An 18,152-nucleotide genomic window follows, 5' to 3' on the forward strand; every position below is an offset into this window, starting at 1 on the left:
TGTCGTTGCGCCATGCAGCACCGCGGTGGCGCGCGAAGCGGCTTGAACGAGCGCGCCGTTGCGCTGCGATCATCCGAGCGCAGCGCACCAGGTGTGGCCGCCAACGCGTGGCGCTGACGCAACGATCGCGCGCGCTCAGGCGAACGACGGCGGCAGGTCCTCCTTGCTTGCACCGAACGCCAGGTTGGGCGTGGCCCCCATGCGGAATTCCAGCGTGCCGCCGGCGGCCAGCTCGGCATGCCGCATCCAGCTGCGCGTGATCGGCGTGCCGTTCCAGGTCAGCGACTGCACGTAGAGGTTCTTGGCGCTGGTGTCGCGGGCAATGATGCGCAACGTGTGGCCGTTGCCCACGTCCAGCTCGGCGCGCTTGAACAACGGGCTGCCGAGTACGTAGTTGCCGCTGACCGGGTCCACCGCGTACAGGCCAAGTGCGCTGAGCACGAACCACGCACTCATCTGCCCGCAATCCTCGTTGCCGGACAGACCATTGCGCGCGTCGTGGTATTGCTCGCGCAACAGCCGGCGCACCATCGCCTGGGTCTTGTAAGGCTGCCCGGCGTAGGCGAACAGGTACGCCACATGATGGCTGGGTTCGTTGCCGTGCGCGTACTGGCCGACCAGGCCATCGATATCCGGCGGTGCGTCGGCCGGCAACTCGGAGCTGGTGGAAAACAGCTCGTCCAGCTTGGCCAGGAAGCCGTCGCGGCCGCCGTACAAATCCATATAGCCATACAGATCGTGCTGGTTGAGGAAGGTGGCCTGCCAGGCATTGGACTCGGTGAAATCGCGCCACTTGGCGATGTGCCCCATGCCCCGCGGGTCGAACGGTTTGGCCCAGCTGCCGTCTTCCAGGCGCGCCTGCACGAAGCCGCTGTCGCGGTTGAACACGTTGCGGTAATTGCGCGAACGGTCGCGCAGTGCGCGTGCATCGTCGGCGGCGCCGGCGGCCTGCGCCAGGTGCGCGCAGGCCCAGTCGTCGTAGGCGTATTCCAGGGTGCGGCTGACCGCTTCGTCCACCTTGTCGGCGGGGATGTAACCGAGTTTGCGGTAGTCCCCCAGGCCGTGGGTGGTGTCGTCCATCGCGCGCTTGCGGTAGGCCGGCCAGGCGGCTTTGTAGTCGATGCCGGTGAAGCCCTTGGCATGCGCTTCGGCTAGCACCACCGCCGAGTGGTAGCCGATCATGCAGCCGGTTTCCACGCCCTGCAGCGGCCAGATGCCCACACCGTCCGGGCATTCGTTGGCGCCGCGCACCAGGCATTGCACCAGGTCCGGCACGCGCTCGGGCTGCACCAGGGTCAGCAGCGGATGCGCGGCGCGGTAGGTGTCCCACAGCGAGTAGGTGCTGTAATTGTGATAGCCCTTGGGCACGGTGTGGATCTGCAGATCCATGCCGCGGTAGCGGCCATCCACGTCGCTGAAGAGGGTGGGCGCGAGCAGGCTGTGATACAGGCCGGTGTAGAAGATGCGCCGTTGCGCCTCGTCGTCGCTGTCGATGCGCACGCGCCCCAGTTCCTTTTCCCACGCGGCCACGGCTTGCGCATGCACGCGGGTGAAGTCGAAGTCGGGAAGTTCGGCATCCAGGTTGGCCAACGCGTTGTCCGCGCTCACCGCCGAGATGCCGACCTTGATCAGCAACGGCGCCTCGGAGGCATCCGGATAATGCAGTGCGGCCTTGAGATGCACGCCATCGGCGCTGCTCAGCCCGGCGGCAAGGGGCTGGTCTTCGTTGTACAGCTGCACCTTTTCGAACGGGCGCGACAGCCGCATGGCGAAGTAGATATAGCGGCCCTTGGCCCATTGATAGACACGGCGGCCGCCGGTGATGGTCTGTGCGTCGACCACGCGCAGCTGCGCATCGCTCACGCGGGTGGCGATGCCGGGTTTGTCCTGCATGCCATGGCACAGGTCCAGCAGCACGTGCGCAGGTTTGCCCTTGGGGAAGTGGTACCGGTGCAGGCCGGCGCGCGCGGTGGCGGTGAGTTCGGCATGCACGCCGCTGTCCTTGAGCCGCACGCGGTAGTAGCCGGGCGAGGCCGCTTCATCCGCATGGTCGTAGCGCGAGCGATAGCCGGCGTCGGGATCATCCAGCGGGCCGGGCACCAGCTTGACCTCGCCGGTGGCCGGCACCAGCAGAACATCGAGCATGTCGCCGATGCCGGTGCCGGACAGATGCGTGTGCGAAAAGCCCATGATCGAGCCATCGGACTCGTGGTAGCCCGAGCACGAATCCCACACCGCGTTGTAGGTGTCCGGGCTGAGTTGCACCATGCCGAACGGCAATGTCGCGCCAGGGAAGGTGTGGCCATGGCCGCCGGTACCGATGAAGACATCGACATGGCGGGTGAGGTCGGCGCGGGTGCGCGCATCGGCCGGCAGTGCGTAGGTGCCCGCGCGTGCGCGGGCGAGGCCTGTGGCCAGAGCGCCGCTACCGAAGAGGGCTGCTGCGATGGCGCCTTGTAGAAAACCGCGTCGTGTTGCCATGTGTCTGGTCTCGGAGTTTGCGGGCCGATGCCGGGGCACCCTCATCCGCCCTTCGGCACCTTCTCCCGGCGGGAGAAGGGAAGATCAAGTGCTCTGTCGTTCCGCCTGGAAAGGAAGATCTAGCGCTTCGGACAATCAGCGACTGCGCAGCAGCTGCGGTTTGCGCTGATGCAGGTCGATGATGAGTTCGCCGAACAAGGTGTTGGCCCAGGCGAACCAGTCACGCGTAAATGTGGCCGGGTTGTCCTTGTCGAAGGCCTCATGCATGAAGCCGGTGCCGGCATGTGTGGTCTTGAGCCACTGCAGGCACTGGCGCAGCTGCGCATCGTCGTCGCTGACCAGCGCGTACTGCACGATCGCCATCGGCCAGATGGTGCCCATGCCGCTATGCGGGCTGCCCACGCCTTCTGCCGCGGTGCCGCGCGAAAAGTACGGGTTGCGCTCGCTCCAGGCCAGCTGGCGTGTGCGCAGGAACACCGGGTCGGCGCGATCGCAACAGCCCAGGTAGGCGAGGCTGAGCAGCCCGGGTGCGTTGGCGTCGTCGATGAACAACTGGTTGCCATAGCCGTCCACTTCAAACGCCCAATACGCCTGGCCATCGCTGTCGCGCATCTGCCCGAACTGGCGTGTGGCGGTTTCCACTTCGTCGGCCAGCGCCGTGCAGTCGGCCGCGAATGCGCTGTCGCGATGGATCTGCGTGCTCATGCTGGCCAGGTGCCGCAGCGAGGCCACCGCAAACAGGTTGGCCGGCACGAACAATGGGAATACGCAGGCATCGTCGGACGGGCGGAACATCGAATGGATCATGCCGTTGGGCTTGGTCGGCTGGCCGTAGCCTTCCAGCACCAGCGTCTCGGTGGCCAGCGGCGAGGGGCGCTGGAACACGTACGGGCCGCGGTTGTCCTTGCGCTGCTGTTCGCGGAAGGTGCGCACCACCACGTGCATCGCCTCACGCCAATCGTCGTCGAACGGCGCGGTGTCGCCGGTGGCACGCCAGTATTCGTGCGCGATGCGGATCGGGTAGCACAGCGAATCGATTTCCCACTTGCGCTCGCCCACACCAGGCTTCATCTCGGTGATGTCGTTGAGCGACCACTTCAGGCGCTGGGTCTGGCCATCGGGCAGGAACGCGTTGGCATACGGATCGAGCTTGATGCAGGCCGCCTGGCGCTGGATCAGGCCATGGAACATGCGCCGCAGTGCGGGGTCGCGCTTGGCCAGCGGCACATACGGATGCACCTGCGCGGACGAATCGCGCAGCCACATCGCGTGGATGTCGCCGGTGATGACGAAGGTGTCCGGCTTGCCGTTGCGGGTGCCGGTTTCCACCGTGGTGTCGAGCGTGTTGGGGTAGCAGTTCTCGAACAGCCACGCCAGTTCCGGGTCGGCGATGCGCGCCTTGATCTGGGTGATTTGCTGCTCCACCGCGGTGCTGACAAAGCGGCGCTGCGCCTTGGGCGGACGCTTGCTGACAAAACCCGAGGCCGGCGACGAGGTCGCCGCACGCGCACCGGGGATGCCGCCGATCAGCGCGCTGCCTGCGGCGGCGCCGAGCATGCCCAGCATCGTGCGGCGCGAGACGGCGGCGGTAGTGGGTTGCGTGCTGTCGTCGCGCGCTGGCTCGGTGATGTTGTCTGTGGGGATCTTACGCATGGATACTCCTGATGCCGCGCCCGTGCTGCGGGCGCGTGGTGTTCGTGACGCGCATGCCGGCACTGCGCCGGCACGCTGCGAATGGCCTTACTTCGGCAGCGGTGCGCGGCCCTGGATGGTGAGCGCCGCACTCTGGCCGGGGGCGCCGGTGTCCGGCTGGCCGCCACCGACGAACAGCCGGTAATCGCCGGCTTCCACCGCACGCGTGCCTGTACGGTCCACATCGCTCAGGGCGCGCGCATCCAGGGTGAAGGTGAGCGTGCGCTGCTCGCCGGGTTGCAGATGCACGCGCTGGAATCCAACCAGGCTGCGCAATGGCGACTGCGGGCGGTCTGGATACTGCAGATACACCTGCGCCACTTCATCACCCGCGCGTTCACCGGTATTGCGCACGGTGGTGGTCACCTGCAGCGGGCTGCCGGCCTGCAGCGTAGTGACGGACAGGCGCGGCGTCTCGTACGCAAAGCGGGTGTAGCTCAACCCGTAGCCGAACGGAAACAATGCCTCGCCCTTGAAATAGCGGTAGGTGCGGCCCTTCATGTCGTAGCTGACGTACGGCGGCAGGTCCTTGGTGGAGCGATAGAACGTCACCGGCAGGCGCCCGCCGGGGTTGTCGTCACCGGCCAGCGCACGGGCAATGGCGGTGCCGCCGGACTGGCCGGGGTACCACGCCGCCACGATTGCATCGGCATGGGTCTTGGCCCAATTCAATGCCACTGCGCTGCCGCTCATCAACACCACCACCAACGGCTTGCCGGAGGCCTTGGCACGCTCCAGCAAGGCCTGTTGCGCGGCGGGCAGGGCGATGTCGTTACGGTCGCCGCCGTCGAAGCCGGGCACGTCGATGCGCAGCTCTTCGCCTTCCACATCGGGCGAGAGCCCGACGAAGGCCACCACTGCATCGGCCTGCGCCACGGCTTGTTCGGCTTCGGCCAACTGTGCGGCTGCCGGCGCCAGCCATTCCAGGCGCACGCCCTGGTCCTGGCCGCGGTGTTCAAGTTCCAGGCGGATCTTGCGTGGGCGGGTGTCGTCGAAATGCAGCACCGTCTCCACGCTGCGGCCGTCGGCGTTGTGCATGCCTGCCGGCACGTGCTTGTCTTCGGCGTTGCCGGCAACGACCAGTTTGTCGTCGATGTACAGCCGCACCGGGTCGTGGCCGGTGCAATCGAAGCACCGCGCCACGCGCACTGCCAGCGTGTAGTCGCCAGTGCCGGGCGGCAACAGCTCGCCGCTCCAGCGCACGGCGTAGCGATCGGCGGGCACGCCCTTGGCCGGGCTTACCTGGTCCCAGTTGAAGCTGATCGCGCGGTCCTGGCGCGTCACGCGCGGTGCGCCTTCCAACTCGACATTGTCGAAATACTCACCGCGCAGCCCGGGCTTGCCGTCGCTGCGCAACGCAGTCTCCGGAATCATGCCCGGCACGCCAGCGGCCAGCGGCGCGCCTTGCGCGTAGCGCACCTGCTGCGCGCCGAAGCGCTGGCGCAGGCCAAGCAGCGGCGTCACCGGCTGCGATGAGGTGCCTTGGTAGTTGGCTTCCAGTGCAGCCAATGCATCGGCGTTGGGGCCGATCACCGCCAGCCGTGTGCCGGCCTTCAATGGCAGCGTGGCGTTCGCGTTCTTCAGCAGCACAATCGACTCGGCGGCCGCCTGCAACGCCAGCGCACGGTTGCCCGCGTTGTCGATGTCCTTGGCGCCGAGCCTGGCGTAGCGGTCCTTGCGCGGCGCCTGCAGCTCGCCCAGGCGGTAGCGCGCGGCGAACAGGCGCACCAGCGATTGATCGAGCAATGCTTCGTCCACTTCACCGCGTTCGATCGCGGTGCCAAGCGCGCGATAGGCAGTGCCGCAGTTGAGGTCGTGGCCGGCCTTGAGCGATGCCGCCGACGATCCGGCGTTATCCGGGCGGAAATAATGGAACTGGGTCATGTCGTCCACCGCATCGCAGTCGGAGACCACAAAGCCCTTGAAGCCCCAATCGCCGCGCACGCGGCCGTTGAGCAACCAGTCCGCCGCGCATGCCGGCGTGCCGTGCAGGGAGTTGTAGGCGCACATCACCGAGCCGGCCTGGCCCTCGACCAGCGCGGCGCGGAACGCAGGTGTGTAGGTCGCTTCCACATCGCGCGGGGAGACGTCCACATCGAAACCATGCCGGCCCGGCTCCGGGCCGCTGTGCACGGCGATGTGCTTGGGCGTTGCAATCGTGCGCGGATGTTCCAGGTCATCGCCCTGCAGGCCGCGAATGAAGCCCACGGCCAGTTGCCCGGTGAGGAACGGGTCTTCGCCATAGGTTTCCATGCCACGGCCCCAGCGCGGGTCGCGGAAGATGTTGATGTTCGGCGACCAGATGGTCAGGCCTGCGTAACGCTTGTGGTCCTTGCCCGGGCCGCCGGCCTGGTTGAACTTGGCACGTGCCTCGGTCGATACCACGGTGCCCACCTGCTGCATCAGCTGTGTATTCCAGCTGGCGGCCAGCCCGATCGCCTGCGGAAACACCGTGGCGTAGCCATTGCGGGCAATGCCGTGCAAGCCCTCGCTCCACCATTCGTAGGCGGGGATGCCCAGGCGCGGAATCGCTGGCGCCGCATTCATCGCCTGGGCCACTTTTTCCTCGCGGCTCATCTGCGCGACCAATGCGGCGGCACGCTGTTCCGGCGTGCTGGTGGGCGCTGCGGCCTGAGCGGGCGCACTGGTCAGCGGTGCAGCCAAGGCAAATCCAAGAGCAAGGGCCAGGCGATGGGGAAACACGGACAACGACATCATTTCACTCCTGCCGTGCGGCAGTGGCCACGCGGCGTTGCATTGGGGTACCCGTCGCGTGCGACGGGCAGGGATGAATCTGTATGCGGCAGGCCGTGCATTGGCACTGCCGCGGTAGTGCGACTTCCGCTCGCGCTGCTGTGCAGGTGCGAAGCGGTGCGGTGGTGCTGGCGTGCGCCGCGCCTTGCACCAACGATGATGTTCACCGCGGTGCACGCGCCGCGCTCACTGAGCGCAATGTGCAGCGAACTGCAACGTCATTTGCTCTCGGCCGGCTCCGGTGGTGCACCCGCCAGCGTGCTGGCCAGGTCGCGGACCTGCAGCGCGGACTGCAACTGCGCCAGCGCTGTCTTGCTGGTCACGTGCACGGTCAGCGGCTCGCCCGGCAGCAGGTCGAAGGCGTTGTCCGACAGCGTGGCGTCCACGTCGCCGAACGATAGCCACACCTCGCGCGCCAGCGTCTTGCTGGACAGCGTGAGCGCGTAGCCATCGCCATCGGCGCGCCACTGGCTGTCGATCGTGGCGGTGGGCAAGGCCAGTTGCTTGGCGGCGGCGAAGAACACCACTTCGCGCGACAACAGCTTGTCGCCGTCGAATAATTCGAACACTGCGTAGCTGCGCTTCGGATCGGCGCTGCCCAGCAATTGCTTGTCGCTGAAGTTGCCCACCTGCAGGCTGCTCAGCGGCTTGAGCGTGGCTTTTTCTTCGCGCTTGCTCAGCACCTTGCCCTCCATGCTCATCACGCGCATGCGCCAGCGCGCCTGCAGCGGCGTGGTGCGGTCGGACACCAGCGAGACCTCGGTCTGGCCCTTGTCGTTGCGCAGCGCGGCGATCATTTCCGGCGCATAGAAGCGGCGTGCGTGGTAGTGCAGCGCCTTCCAGCGGCCGTAGTAGTCCACGCTGGACCAGGAGGCGCCGGGCCACACGTCGTTGAGCTGCCAGTACAGCGAGCCCATCGACTGCGGGCGTGAGGCGCGCAGATGCGAGGCGGCCAGGTTGATGCCTTCGGCCTGCATCAGCTGGCTCAGGTAGACGAAGCTTTCGAAATCCTTGGGCTCGCCGAATTCGCGGCGGATATACAGCATCAGCCGCTTGTTGCCGTTGCCCTTGTCGAACTTCTGATGCACGCGCATCACCGGCGATTCCGGATCCATGTCGCCGGGTTCGGCGAACGCGCGCACAGTGCGCATGTCGGGGAACGACTGCAGGCCGTATTCGGACATGAAACGCGGAGTGACATTGAGGTATTCGGTGACCGGCAGCGCCGGGCCGCCCCAGACCTTCCAGTAATGCATGTCGCCATCGTTGGCCTGGTCGGCGGCGCCGTCGAAGTTGGTGCCGGGCGAGGTGGACCAGTACGGCACGTCGCTGTCGTAGGTGGCGACCACTTCGCGGAACACGGTGCCGAACAGCGTGGTCATGCCACGCTCGATGCGGCTACGTTCTTCCGGGTCCACCGACTGCTTGAACTTGACCCGGTCGCCCCAGTTTTCCCAACCGGTCTGCACTTCGTTGTTGCCGCACCACAACACCACGCTGGGATGGTCGCGCAGGCGTTTGACCTGCTCGATCGCTTCCTGGCGGGTGTTTTCGCGGAACTCCACGTCATACGGCGGCACCGCGCCACCGAACATGAAGTCCTGCCAGATCATGATGCCCAGCTCGTCGGCCACCTCGTAGAAGTGGTCGTCCTGGTAATGGCCGCCGCCCCACATGCGCAGCATGTTCATGTTGGCATCGCGCGCGTCCTGCAGGGTGCTGCGCATGCGCGCCTGGCTGACGCGCGAGGGGAAGGCGTCCAGCGGAATCAGGTTAGCGCCCTTGGCAAAGATCGGGATGCCGTTGATCACGATCTCCATGCTCTTGCCGAACTTGTCTTTTTCGCGGCGCAGCTCCACCGAACGCAGGCCGGTGATGCGCTTGATCTGCTGGCTGTCGCCATCGGCATCGCGCACCGTGGCCACGAAGGTGTAGCGGTCCTGCGCGCCGTAGCCGGCCGGGAACCAGCGCTTGGGCTTGGCGATGCGCACGGCCAGATCGATGCGGTTCTGGCCCGGGTCGACCACCGCGTCCTGGGTGAACTGGCCCACGCGTTGGCCATTCGGGCCGAGCACGTCAAGGTTGACCTGCACCGGGCCGCTGCGGCCGGCCTGCAACTCCAGCTGCGCCTGCAACTGCGCACTGTCGGCATCCACGCGCTGCTGGGCGATATGCAGCCCATCCACGCGCACCGCATCCCAGGCTTCCACACGCACGTCTTTCCAGATGCCGGCGTTGACCATGCGCGGGCCCCAGTCCCAGCCGAAGTTGTACGGCGCCTTGCGCACGTAGGTGGAGCTGTGCCGCGATTCGGGCTCGTCGCCGAAAGCCGAATCGTAGGCGCCCGGCAGGGCGTAGGGCTGCTTGGCCAGCCACGGCTGGATCTTCTTGATCGGCGAAAACAGCTTCACTTCCAGCACGTTGTCGCCGCGCTTGAGCAGCGCCTTGGCGTCCACGCGCCACTGCCGGAACATGTTGTCGGCGCTGAGCAACGGCTTGCCGTTGAGGGTGACCTCGGCAAACGTATCCAGGCCATCGAACACCAGCTCCACATGCTCGCGCGCGAGCGTGGCCGCATCCACGGTGAAGCGCGTCTGGTACTGCCAGTCGCTCAGGCCGGCCCACTGAATCTTGCCTTCGTTGTCGCGGTAGAACGGGTCCGGCACGACCTTGGCGGCGATCAGATCGGTCTGCACCACGCCCGGCACCTGCGCCGGCAACCAAGCCGCGGCCTTGGGGTAGGTCTTGGCCTGTTCCTGCCCCGGCACCAGCCGCACCTGCCAGCCGCTGTCCAGCGTCACGGCCGTGGGCGGCGCCGCCCAGGCCTGCGACATGGCGAAGGCGAGGGCAAGCCCGAGGCGGGCGGGTGCAGGAACACGACGGTGGCGGGACAGGGACATGCAGGGTTCTCCTTGGAGGGATCAGCGCGTGGCGGCGGGGGGCGCCTGCGCGGTGGTTTCAATCAGATGGACGGCGCCGATGGCATACAACGGGCCGGTGATGGGGGCGGTGAAGCGCAGGCACAGATCGTGCGTGCCGGTGCGTGCAGGCAGCGCGCTTTCCAGCGTGAATTGTTCGCCGAGCGCGTTGCCCTTGGGCAGCGGGATGCGCGCGAGCACCTCGCCTTCGCAACCCAGGCGCACTTCGAGTTCGCCGTCGGGTGTCTTGGCCGGGTACTTCTGCACCTTGGACTGCTCGCGCGCCAGGCCAAAGTTGCGCGCCAGGCGTGCGGTGTCCACCTTGATCGCGCCCACGCCCTCCAGCCGCGCCTGCGGATACAGGCGGCAGGCATGGAACAGGTCCACGTTGTAGACCGGCGTGTCGGCGCCCGGCAGGTCCGGCAGCAGCGGCAGGCGCAGGCCCAGCGCCCCTTGCTCGACACAGTGACGCAGACCCTGGGTGTCGCGGCTCAGCAGCGCGGCACGGTCAAAGGTGCTGCTGCGTGGGGCGGCCAGTGCAATGCCATCGTCGGTGAAGGCGGTGGCCTTGACGGTGGTGGGCAGCTGAATCGCGAACGGCGCCGTGTAGCGCGGTGCATCCGGCGTGGGGTCGCTGCCATCCACGGTGTAGTGCAGGCTGCCGGCGCCGCTCTGGTTGCCGAGCGACACCTTGGCCGGGCCACCGGCCAGTACCGCGTTGACGTCGCCGTCCAGATCGATGTCGGCGGCAAACGCGCCATCGCTGTAATCGATGCCCAGCGCCTGATAACGCTGCAGCTGCGCCGGCATGCGCGCCAGGAAATTCTTCCAGTCGCGCGCGGCCATCGGCGACCACGTCACTTCGGCCACCGCTGCCAGGCGCGGGAACAGCGCGTGGTCGATGTGCCAGCGCGAGGGAATGTATTCGGCCCACAACGCGCCCTGCGCGCCGAGCACATGCTTGGCCTGTTCGGCACTGAGCGCGGTCGGCACCGGGTTGAATGCGTAGACCTTCGAGAGCGGTAGCGTGGTCAGGCGGCCGTTGGGTTCATCGCTGCGCGTGGTTTGCAGGTTGTCCAGATACAGCGAATCGCCCGGTGCCAGCACCACGTCGTGGCCTTGCTTGGCGGCGGTTACCGCGCCTTCGATGCCACGCCAGGACATCACGGCCGCGCTGGCCGGCACGCCGCCTTCGAGGATTTCGTCCCAGCCGATCATGCGCCGGCCGTGTTGGGTGAGGTACTGGGCCAGTTGCTCGTTGAACCAGCCTTGCATCGCGTGTGCGTCCTTGACGCCGAGCTTGCGCATCTGTGCGCGCACCGTAGGCGAGGCTTCCCATTGGTCCTTGACTGCCTCATCGCCGCCGATGTGGATGTAGGTCGACGGGAACAGCGTGAGTACTTCATCCAGCACATTGGTGATGAAGGTCAGGCTGCGTTCGCTGGTGTTGAACAGGTACGGGTTGACGCCCCAGTCCACACCCACCTGGGTGCGCACACCGGGGACGCCCACTTCTTCGGGATACGCGGCAATGGCCGCCTGCGCATGCCCGGGCATATCCAGCTCGGGCAGCACGGTGATGTGCAGGCGTGCTGCGTAGGCCACCACTTCGCTGATCTGTTCCTGCGTGTAGAAGCCGCCATAGCGCTCCGGCGTGCCGTGCTGGCCCGCGCCCGGCGGCGTGCGCCACGCGCCCACCTCGGTGAGCTTGGGGTAGCGCTTGATCTCGATCCGCCAGCCCTGGTCATCGGTGAGATGCCAGTGCAGCACGTTGAGCTTGTGCACGGCCATCGTGTCGAGCACGTGCTTGACCGTTGCCACGTCGTGGAAGTGGCGCGCCACATCCAGATGCTGGCCGCGCCAGCTGAAACGCGGCCAGTCGCGGATGGCCACCGCCGGTACCTCGACATCGCCCTTGCGCGCATCCGGGGTCATCAACTGCCACGCGCTCACGGTGCCATAGAACAACCCGGCGCCATCACGCGCCTGGATGCGGATGCCCTTCGCATCGCTTTCGAAGCTATAGCCTTCCTTCTGCGCTACCGGTGCCTGCGCGCTGCGTTCCAGGCGGATGCTGCCCGGTGAGGCGCTGGTTTCGTTGCGCACTTCCAGCGACAGGCCGCGCGTGCGCTTGAGCAGCTCGGCGAGATATTCGGCGCTGCGGCGTGCATCGGCATCGCCACCGACGATCGAAATCACCGTGCCGGCACCGATGTGGAAACTGCCACTGCCGCGTGTGAGCTGCGCCGGTGCCGGAATCAGGGGCAGCGGTGTGCTGGCGGCAGGTGCCGCGGGCGCGCCGGCACTGGCAACGGCCGGTGCAGTGCCGGCCTCGCGTTGACCACATCCAAGCAGGGCGCTGACTGCAACGCAGCAGACAAGCAGGCGCGACGGCAATCGTGTGGACAGCAGCACGCGCGACGACAGCGTGCGTGGAACAGGGCCGGTGTTGGAGAGCATGCAATCACATCCCGATGTGGCGATCAGCGCGTGTCATGCAGCTTGCCACGCGCCAGGACACGGCAGCCACGCACAGTAGCAAAGCCGTGGCGAACGACGCAGGGACTGGCGCACGCTTCGTGCGCGCGCCGCCCTGTTGCATGGCGGGCTCAGCGCTGCGCCACCGGCAGCTCATCCCACACCTTCGGATCTTCGGCGCCCAGTACCCAGCAGCTGAAGCCTTCCAGCCCGTACTGCTTCACCATGTCGTAGCGTGCCTTGAAGCTGCGCGCATCCGGGCGGAACACCCACTCGCGCATATCGTCGCGGTAGAAGTAGAACCACGATTCCTGCTCCACCGGATCCCACTGCACGGTGGCGTTCTGTTCGATTGCCAGCGGGAAGGATTCGTCGGCATCGATATACGTGGCCGAGATGTTCGACGCTTCGGTGCCGTCTTCCTTCACGGGGTTGCCGGTGTACCAACGGTAGCCGTAAGTGGCGATACCCAGCGACAGCTTTTCCTTCGGTACCTGGGTGATGGCGTAGTCCAGGTGCTTCTTCATCCACACCATGCCGTCAACCGGGCCGGGAGTGGTCCAGCGGGTGTGCTGGTCGTAGGTCATGATGCTGACCAGATCGGCGGCCTGGCCCAGTGCCTTCAGGTCATACGCACCGCGCCAGTATTCCCACATCCACTTGGAAAACTGGCCGCCTTCGGCATGGCCCGGTGCATTGGGCACCACTGCTACCGACATCTTGAAACCGGCCTTGTGCAGCGCATCGGCGGTCTGCTTGACCATTAGCGTGTAGGCATCGCGATCGGTCCAGGCGATGTTCTCGAAATCGAACTGGAAGCCGTAGTACTTGTGCTGCTTGCCGTGGATCAGCAGCGATTCGATCATGCGCTTCTTGGCTGCTTCGTCGTGCATCAGCTTGTGGAAGCCGTCGCGGCCGGTGGTCATCGACAGGATTGGCATCACGCGCAGATTTTTCTGCTTGGCGATGTCGTACAGATACATGTTAGGCGTGCCGTTGACCAAGCCGTTCTGATCCACGCCATACCAGGTGGGCACCACCACATCGATCTTGTCGACATTGGCCAGGAACGAGTTGGTCGATTTCTGCGTGTTCATCAGATAGAACAGCGCCGTGGGATTCTTGGCCAGCGCCAAGGTGGGCGCGCAGGCAACCGCCAGCGCGAGCAACATCCAGGTCAATCGCTTGATCATGAAGACAGGATCCGTCAGGGAGTGGAAGAGGGCGCAAGGTCGATGCGGAACACGTAGGCGCTTTCGCCGACCGGCTTGGCCGGCAGCCGCAGGTGCAAGCCATCGGCCTGTTGTTCGAAGGAAATCTTTTTGCCATTGGCCAGCAGCGTCACCCCGCGCACGCCATCGGCGGCAGTGAGCGAGCGGATCACCGCCTTGCCATCGGCCGGCCAGCCCAGCTCAATGGCATACAGCGCGCCATCGCGGGTGGTGAAGCGGAAATCTTCAGCCGTGTACGGCTTGGTCTTGACGTCCTGGAAGGTGCCGCCCACCACTTCGGTGGGGCCTTCGCCATACACGCGCCACGGCTTGCTGTCGTAGATCGCGCCGCCATTGGTCTTGAGCCACTTGCCGATCGAAAGCAGGATGCCGCGCTCGGTATCGGGGATGGAGCCATCCGCGCGCGGGCCGATGTTGAGCATCAGGTTGCCGTTCTTGGCCACCACATCGGCCAGCATGTGGATGATGAAGGTGGGCGACTTGTAGGTGTCGTTTTCGATATAGCCCCACGATGCATTGCTCACCGAGGTGTCGGTCTGCCAATGCGTGGGGTGGATGCCGGTGAGCTGGCCGCGCTCGATATCCAGCGTGCCAGCGCCTTCGGGGAACGCACCGAGCTTGTAGTTCACCACTACGCCACGGTCGGCTTCGGTCCGCGCCGCGCCCTGGTTGTAGTAATACGCCAGCATGGTCGGCAGGCTGCTGCGGAAGGTGGGATGGGCGATCCACCAATCGAAATAGATCAGGTCCGGCTGATAGACATCGATCAACTCGGTGGTGCGCGCCAGCCAGTCGTCCAGCCACGCCTGCGATACGGGCGTCCAGTCATTGGCGACATCGGCGTCGTCCTTGCCGGGCAGGCGCACCTGCGCGGGGCCGTACAGCGCCGCATAACGCGGGTCGTTGACGTCCGAATCGAACTTGCGCCCGCCATCGAAGAACCAGTTGTGCTCGGCGCGGTGAGAGGACAGCCCGAAGTGCAAGCCTTGCGCACGGATCGCGGTGGACAACTCGCCCAGCAGGTCGCGCTTGGGCCCCATCTTCATCGCCGTCCAGTCGGACAACTTCGAGTCGTACAACGCAAAGCCATCGTGATGCTCGGCCACCGGCACCACGTAGCGCGCACCGGATTCACGGAACAGCTTGGCCCAGCCAGTGGGGTCGAACTTGGGCGCGGTGAACTTGGGAATCAGGTCCTTGTAGCCGCTGCTGGCCTGCGGGCCATAGGTCGCCACGTGGTGCGCGAATTCCTTGGAGCCTTCCAGATACATGTTGCGCGAATACCACTCGCTGCCGAAGGCCGGCACCGAAAACACGCCCCAGTGAATGAAGATGCCGAACTTGGCGTTGTCGTACCACGCAGGTGATTGGTACGCCTTCAGCGCAGCCCAGTCGGGACGGAACGGACCCTTGCGCGCGCCGGCTTGCGCTTCGCGCACCAGCCGCGCGCGTTCGGGCGCGTACTGCGCGGTGGCGTCGAGCCACTGCTGGTCGATGACCTCCGGGCTGAGCGTGGTGGCGGTCGGTGCGGTGGGCGATTGTGCTGCGCTGAGCGTGGCGGCAGGCAACGCGAGCAACAGACCGAGCGCGAGCATTCGCGTTCTGGGTGCAGCTCCGGCGTGGCGGCGGGATGGAGCCGCAAGGCGGCTATCGGTCGTCATGGGAACTGCACTCCTGTGGGCAAAGACGCGCCGGCATCAGGCATCCGGCCCGTGGTTGCGGAAGCGGGACTGGCCATCACCCTTCAGCACGAAGGGCGATGGCCAGGTCCACTCAATGTGCACTGCATGCACTGTCGTTGCCCCATGCAACGACAGAAAAAAAAGCGCGCCACCGTGGAGGGTCGGTGGCGCGCCGTCACACCATCAGAACTTGAAGTTGAGCTGTGCCTGGTAGCCGCGGCCGTTCTTGTAGAACGCGGTCGGGGTATCACGCGTGTTGCTGAAGACCCGGTAGGTGGAATCCAGCAGGTTGGTGGCACCGAAGGTGATGCCCATGTAATCGGTGATCTGGTAGGAGGCGTTCAGATCCAGCTGCTTGTAGGCATCTGCAAAGTCACGCGATTCCAGTCGGCCGATCTGGGTGAAGTACTTCGAGCGGTAGCTGTAGTTCACACGCACGGTCCAGTCGCCGTGTTCCCAGTACGGGATCACGTTGTAGGTGTCGCGCGACAGGTACGGCAGGTTCAAGCCCGAGCTGGAATCGGATTCGGCAAACGTGTAGTTGGCCTGCAGACCAAAGCCCAGACCGAAGGTCTGCTGGTAGTTGACCGACACGCCCTTGACCTTGGCATCGGACACGTTCACCGGCGTGGTGACCTGGTACAGACCGGCAACGGCCGGCGGTGCCGGGTTCAACTGCTGGCTGGTGGTGGTGCTGACGATGTAGGAGCTGATATCGCGGTAGAACACTTCGCCGGACAGCATGCTGGACGGAGCGAAATACCATTCCGCAGCAAGGTCGTAGTTGGTGGACTCGTACGGCTTCAGATCCGGGTTGCCGCCGTTGGCAGTCAGGTCACCGGTACCGCTGTTGATGGTGAACGTACCGGCCAGGTCGGCATAACGCGGACGTGCAATCACCTTGGCCGCCGAGAAGCGCAGCACGGTGTCGTCGGTGATGTCGTAGGCGATGTTGAAGCTCGGCAGCGCCTTGCGGTAGTCGTTGGTTTCGGCCACGCGGTCGAAGTTGGTGCCACCGTCGTTGCTCTGCCAGAACTCGGACTTGTCGGTGGTGTCGACCAAACGCACGCCGACGTTACCGCGCCACTGGCCGGATTCGAAGTTCAACTGCGTGTAGACGTTCTGGGTGATTTCCTTGACCTGGAACGAGGCGCCGAAATCGGTGCGGTACGGGCCCTGCGGCTGCGACAACAGGTAGCTGCGCACGGCATTCAGGCTGGCGGTGGGCCAGGTGGTCAGGTCGCCGCTGGCACCGAGGCCGTCGTACAGGCTGCTGGGCGTGCTGCCCGGGTTGAACTGCGTCAACGACACTGTATCGGTGGAGTTGATGCGGTTGCCGCGCGCGTCCACGCCGTTGTTGTGGTTGATGTACTTGTAGCCGAATTGCAGCTTGGTGAACGGGCCCCATTCCAGGTCACGCGAGGCGTCCCACTGGAAGTACTTCTCGTCGTCCTTGCTCTTCTGGTAGGCGATACCGCCGGCCTGCATGATGCCGGTATTGGTGCCCGGGATATTGCCTTGCTGGCCAGGTGCCAGGCCAGCCGGATTGCCCGGCAACACCCAGTTCGAGGCGCCGCCGTTGTCGTAGTTCACCGAGGTGTTCTGACCGTCGAAGGCGTAGTTGTAGCCGCCGTCCTGCATCAGGAACTTCATCAGGTATTCGGGGTTCTTGCCGCCGGTGGCTTCGGTGTAACCGGCCTGCGTGGTGAACACCCACTTCTCGCCGGACCAGTCGTGACGCAGGTTCAGGCTCTTGGTGGTGACCGTGCTCTCGCGGTAGTTGGCATCCAGCTGTGCGTACGGCTGGCCGGCTGCGCCGTCGCTGACGGTGGCGCCGGTCACCACGCCGTTTTCGACATTGGCGCTGGTGATCTTCTGGCGGTCGTCATTACATGCCGGGCACACGTAGCGCGCCTGGCTGAAGTTGTTGTACTTGCCCTTGATGTACAGGCCGGTCAGGTTGAACTCGTTCTGCTCGTTGGGCTTCCACTGCAATGCACCCTGCAGGCCGCTGCGCTCGCGGGTCTGCTGGAAGAATGCGCTGCTGATGCCGGCCGGCACGCGGGCAGTGGCCACATCGCTGCCGTCGCCGGTGATGGTGGCGCTGGCCGGAATGCCGGCACCGGTGGTGTAGCCGAAGTATTCGATACCGGCGCGTGCCAGGTCCTGCTTGTCGTGCGTGGCGGAGATCAACGCGCCGAAGGTTTCGTCGTCGTTCTTCCAGCTCCACAGCGCCGAGCCGCGCGGATTACCTTCCTCCGAGCGATCGTTGTAGTTGTAGCCGATCGAGCCGCGGATGGTGTTCTTGGGCAGGTCCAGCGGCTTGCGGGTGTGCACGATCACGGTGCCGCCGATCGAGCCTTCGTCGATGCGCGCTTCGGGGGTCTTGTAGACCTCCATTAGGCCGATGATTTCCGGCGACAGCAGCGTGTAGTTGAAGGTACGGCCGCTGGTGTCGGTCGGGTTGCCGCCCCAGTCGCCGGAGGCGATGGTCTGGCCGTTGAGCAGCACGCGGTTCAATGCCGGGTCGGTGCCGTTGATGCTGACCTTTTCGCCTTCGCCGAACTGGCGGTCGACGCTGATGCCCGGCAGGTGCGAGAGCGATTCGGCCGCATTAATGTCCGGGAACTTGCCGATGTCTTCGGCGCTGATGGCGTCGACGATCGAGTTGGCCGAGCGCTTGACCGCCTGGCTCTTCTCCAGCGAAGCGCGATAACCGGTGACGGTGATCGTGTCCAGCTCGGTGGTGGACGAGGGCGCGTTTGGAGCAGCTTGCGGAGCGGCTTGCTGTTCTTGTCCGGCAGCCATGGCAGCGCCGGAGTAGTACAGGGCGGCGGTGATACAGAATGCTAACGTCGTGGTGCGGCTGTGCATGGCTAAACCTCGTTGGTTAGTGCTTTGAGCGCGGATGGCCC

General features: G+C 65.5%; 8 protein-coding genes. All 8 read right to left on the reverse strand.

Annotated features, from left to right (window positions below; genetic code table 11):
- Positions 1–135: 135 nt before the first annotated feature.
- Positions 136–2,481: a GH92 family glycosyl hydrolase gene (locus tag QRM89_RS11170; protein ID WP_225041211.1), complete on the reverse strand. Its 2,346-nt coding sequence runs from the start codon at positions 2,479–2,481 to the stop codon at positions 136–138.
- Between the two features lie 135 nt (positions 2,482–2,616).
- Positions 2,617–4,047 carry a glycoside hydrolase family 125 protein gene (locus QRM89_RS11175; RefSeq protein WP_225041229.1) on the reverse strand — a complete coding sequence of 477 codons (1,431 nt, stop codon included), beginning with the start codon at positions 4,045–4,047 and terminating at the stop codon, positions 2,617–2,619.
- 174 nt (positions 4,048–4,221) lie between these two features.
- The gene (locus QRM89_RS11180) at positions 4,222–6,888 is read right to left on the reverse strand and encodes a glycoside hydrolase family 3 C-terminal domain-containing protein (protein WP_225041210.1); all 2,667 of its coding nucleotides are present in this window, start codon (positions 6,886–6,888) and stop codon (positions 4,222–4,224) included.
- Positions 6,889–7,145: 257 nt separating this feature from the next.
- Positions 7,146–9,827 carry a glycoside hydrolase family 2 protein gene (locus QRM89_RS11185; RefSeq protein WP_221261842.1) on the reverse strand — a complete coding sequence of 894 codons (2,682 nt, stop codon included), beginning with the start codon at positions 9,825–9,827 and terminating at the stop codon, positions 7,146–7,148.
- 21 nt (positions 9,828–9,848) lie between these two features.
- On the reverse strand, positions 9,849–12,305 hold the full coding sequence (locus QRM89_RS11190) for a family 20 glycosylhydrolase (protein WP_285448048.1): 2,457 nt from the start codon (positions 12,303–12,305) through the stop codon (positions 9,849–9,851).
- Positions 12,306–12,454: 149 nt separating this feature from the next.
- A complete protein-coding gene (locus QRM89_RS11195) occupies positions 12,455–13,516 on the reverse strand; it encodes a glycosyl hydrolase family 18 protein (RefSeq protein WP_011038014.1) in 1,062 nt (353 codons plus the stop codon).
- Between the two features lie 14 nt (positions 13,517–13,530).
- Complete coding sequence (locus tag QRM89_RS11200; RefSeq protein ID WP_285448049.1) at positions 13,531–15,216, reverse strand: alpha-L-fucosidase; 1,686 nt, start codon at positions 15,214–15,216, stop codon at positions 13,531–13,533.
- A gap of 204 nt (positions 15,217–15,420) precedes the next feature.
- Entirely contained in the window at positions 15,421–18,111 is a 2,691-nt protein-coding gene (locus tag QRM89_RS11205; RefSeq protein ID WP_115540755.1) for a TonB-dependent receptor, read from the reverse strand.
- Positions 18,112–18,152 lie beyond the last annotated feature (41 nt).

The sequence above is a fragment of the Xanthomonas sp. LMC-A-07 genome, from assembly GCF_030208825.1.
GTDB lineage: Bacteria > Pseudomonadota > Gammaproteobacteria > Xanthomonadales > Xanthomonadaceae > Xanthomonas > Xanthomonas campestris.

Excerpts from the sequence above, each read along its gene's own strand:
- QRM89_RS11170 (WP_225041211.1), bottom strand. The coding sequence starts at position 2,481 with ATGGCAACACGACGCGGTTTTCTACAAGGCGCCATCGCAGCAGCCCTC.
- QRM89_RS11175 (WP_225041229.1), bottom strand. The coding sequence starts at position 4,047 with ATGCTGGGCATGCTCGGCGCCGCCGCAGGCAGCGCGCTGATCGGCGGC.
- QRM89_RS11180 (WP_225041210.1), bottom strand. The coding sequence starts at position 6,888 with ATGTCGTTGTCCGTGTTTCCCCATCGCCTGGCCCTTGCTCTTGGATTT.
- QRM89_RS11185 (WP_221261842.1), bottom strand. The coding sequence starts at position 9,827 with ATGTCCCTGTCCCGCCACCGTCGTGTTCCTGCACCCGCCCGCCTCGGG.
- QRM89_RS11190 (WP_285448048.1), bottom strand. The coding sequence starts at position 12,305 with ATGCTCTCCAACACCGGCCCTGTTCCACGCACGCTGTCGTCGCGCGTG.
- QRM89_RS11195 (WP_011038014.1), bottom strand. The coding sequence starts at position 13,516 with ATGATCAAGCGATTGACCTGGATGTTGCTCGCGCTGGCGGTTGCCTGC.
- QRM89_RS11200 (WP_285448049.1), bottom strand. The coding sequence starts at position 15,216 with ATGACGACCGATAGCCGCCTTGCGGCTCCATCCCGCCGCCACGCCGGA.
- QRM89_RS11205 (WP_115540755.1), bottom strand. The coding sequence starts at position 18,111 with ATGCACAGCCGCACCACGACGTTAGCATTCTGTATCACCGCCGCCCTG.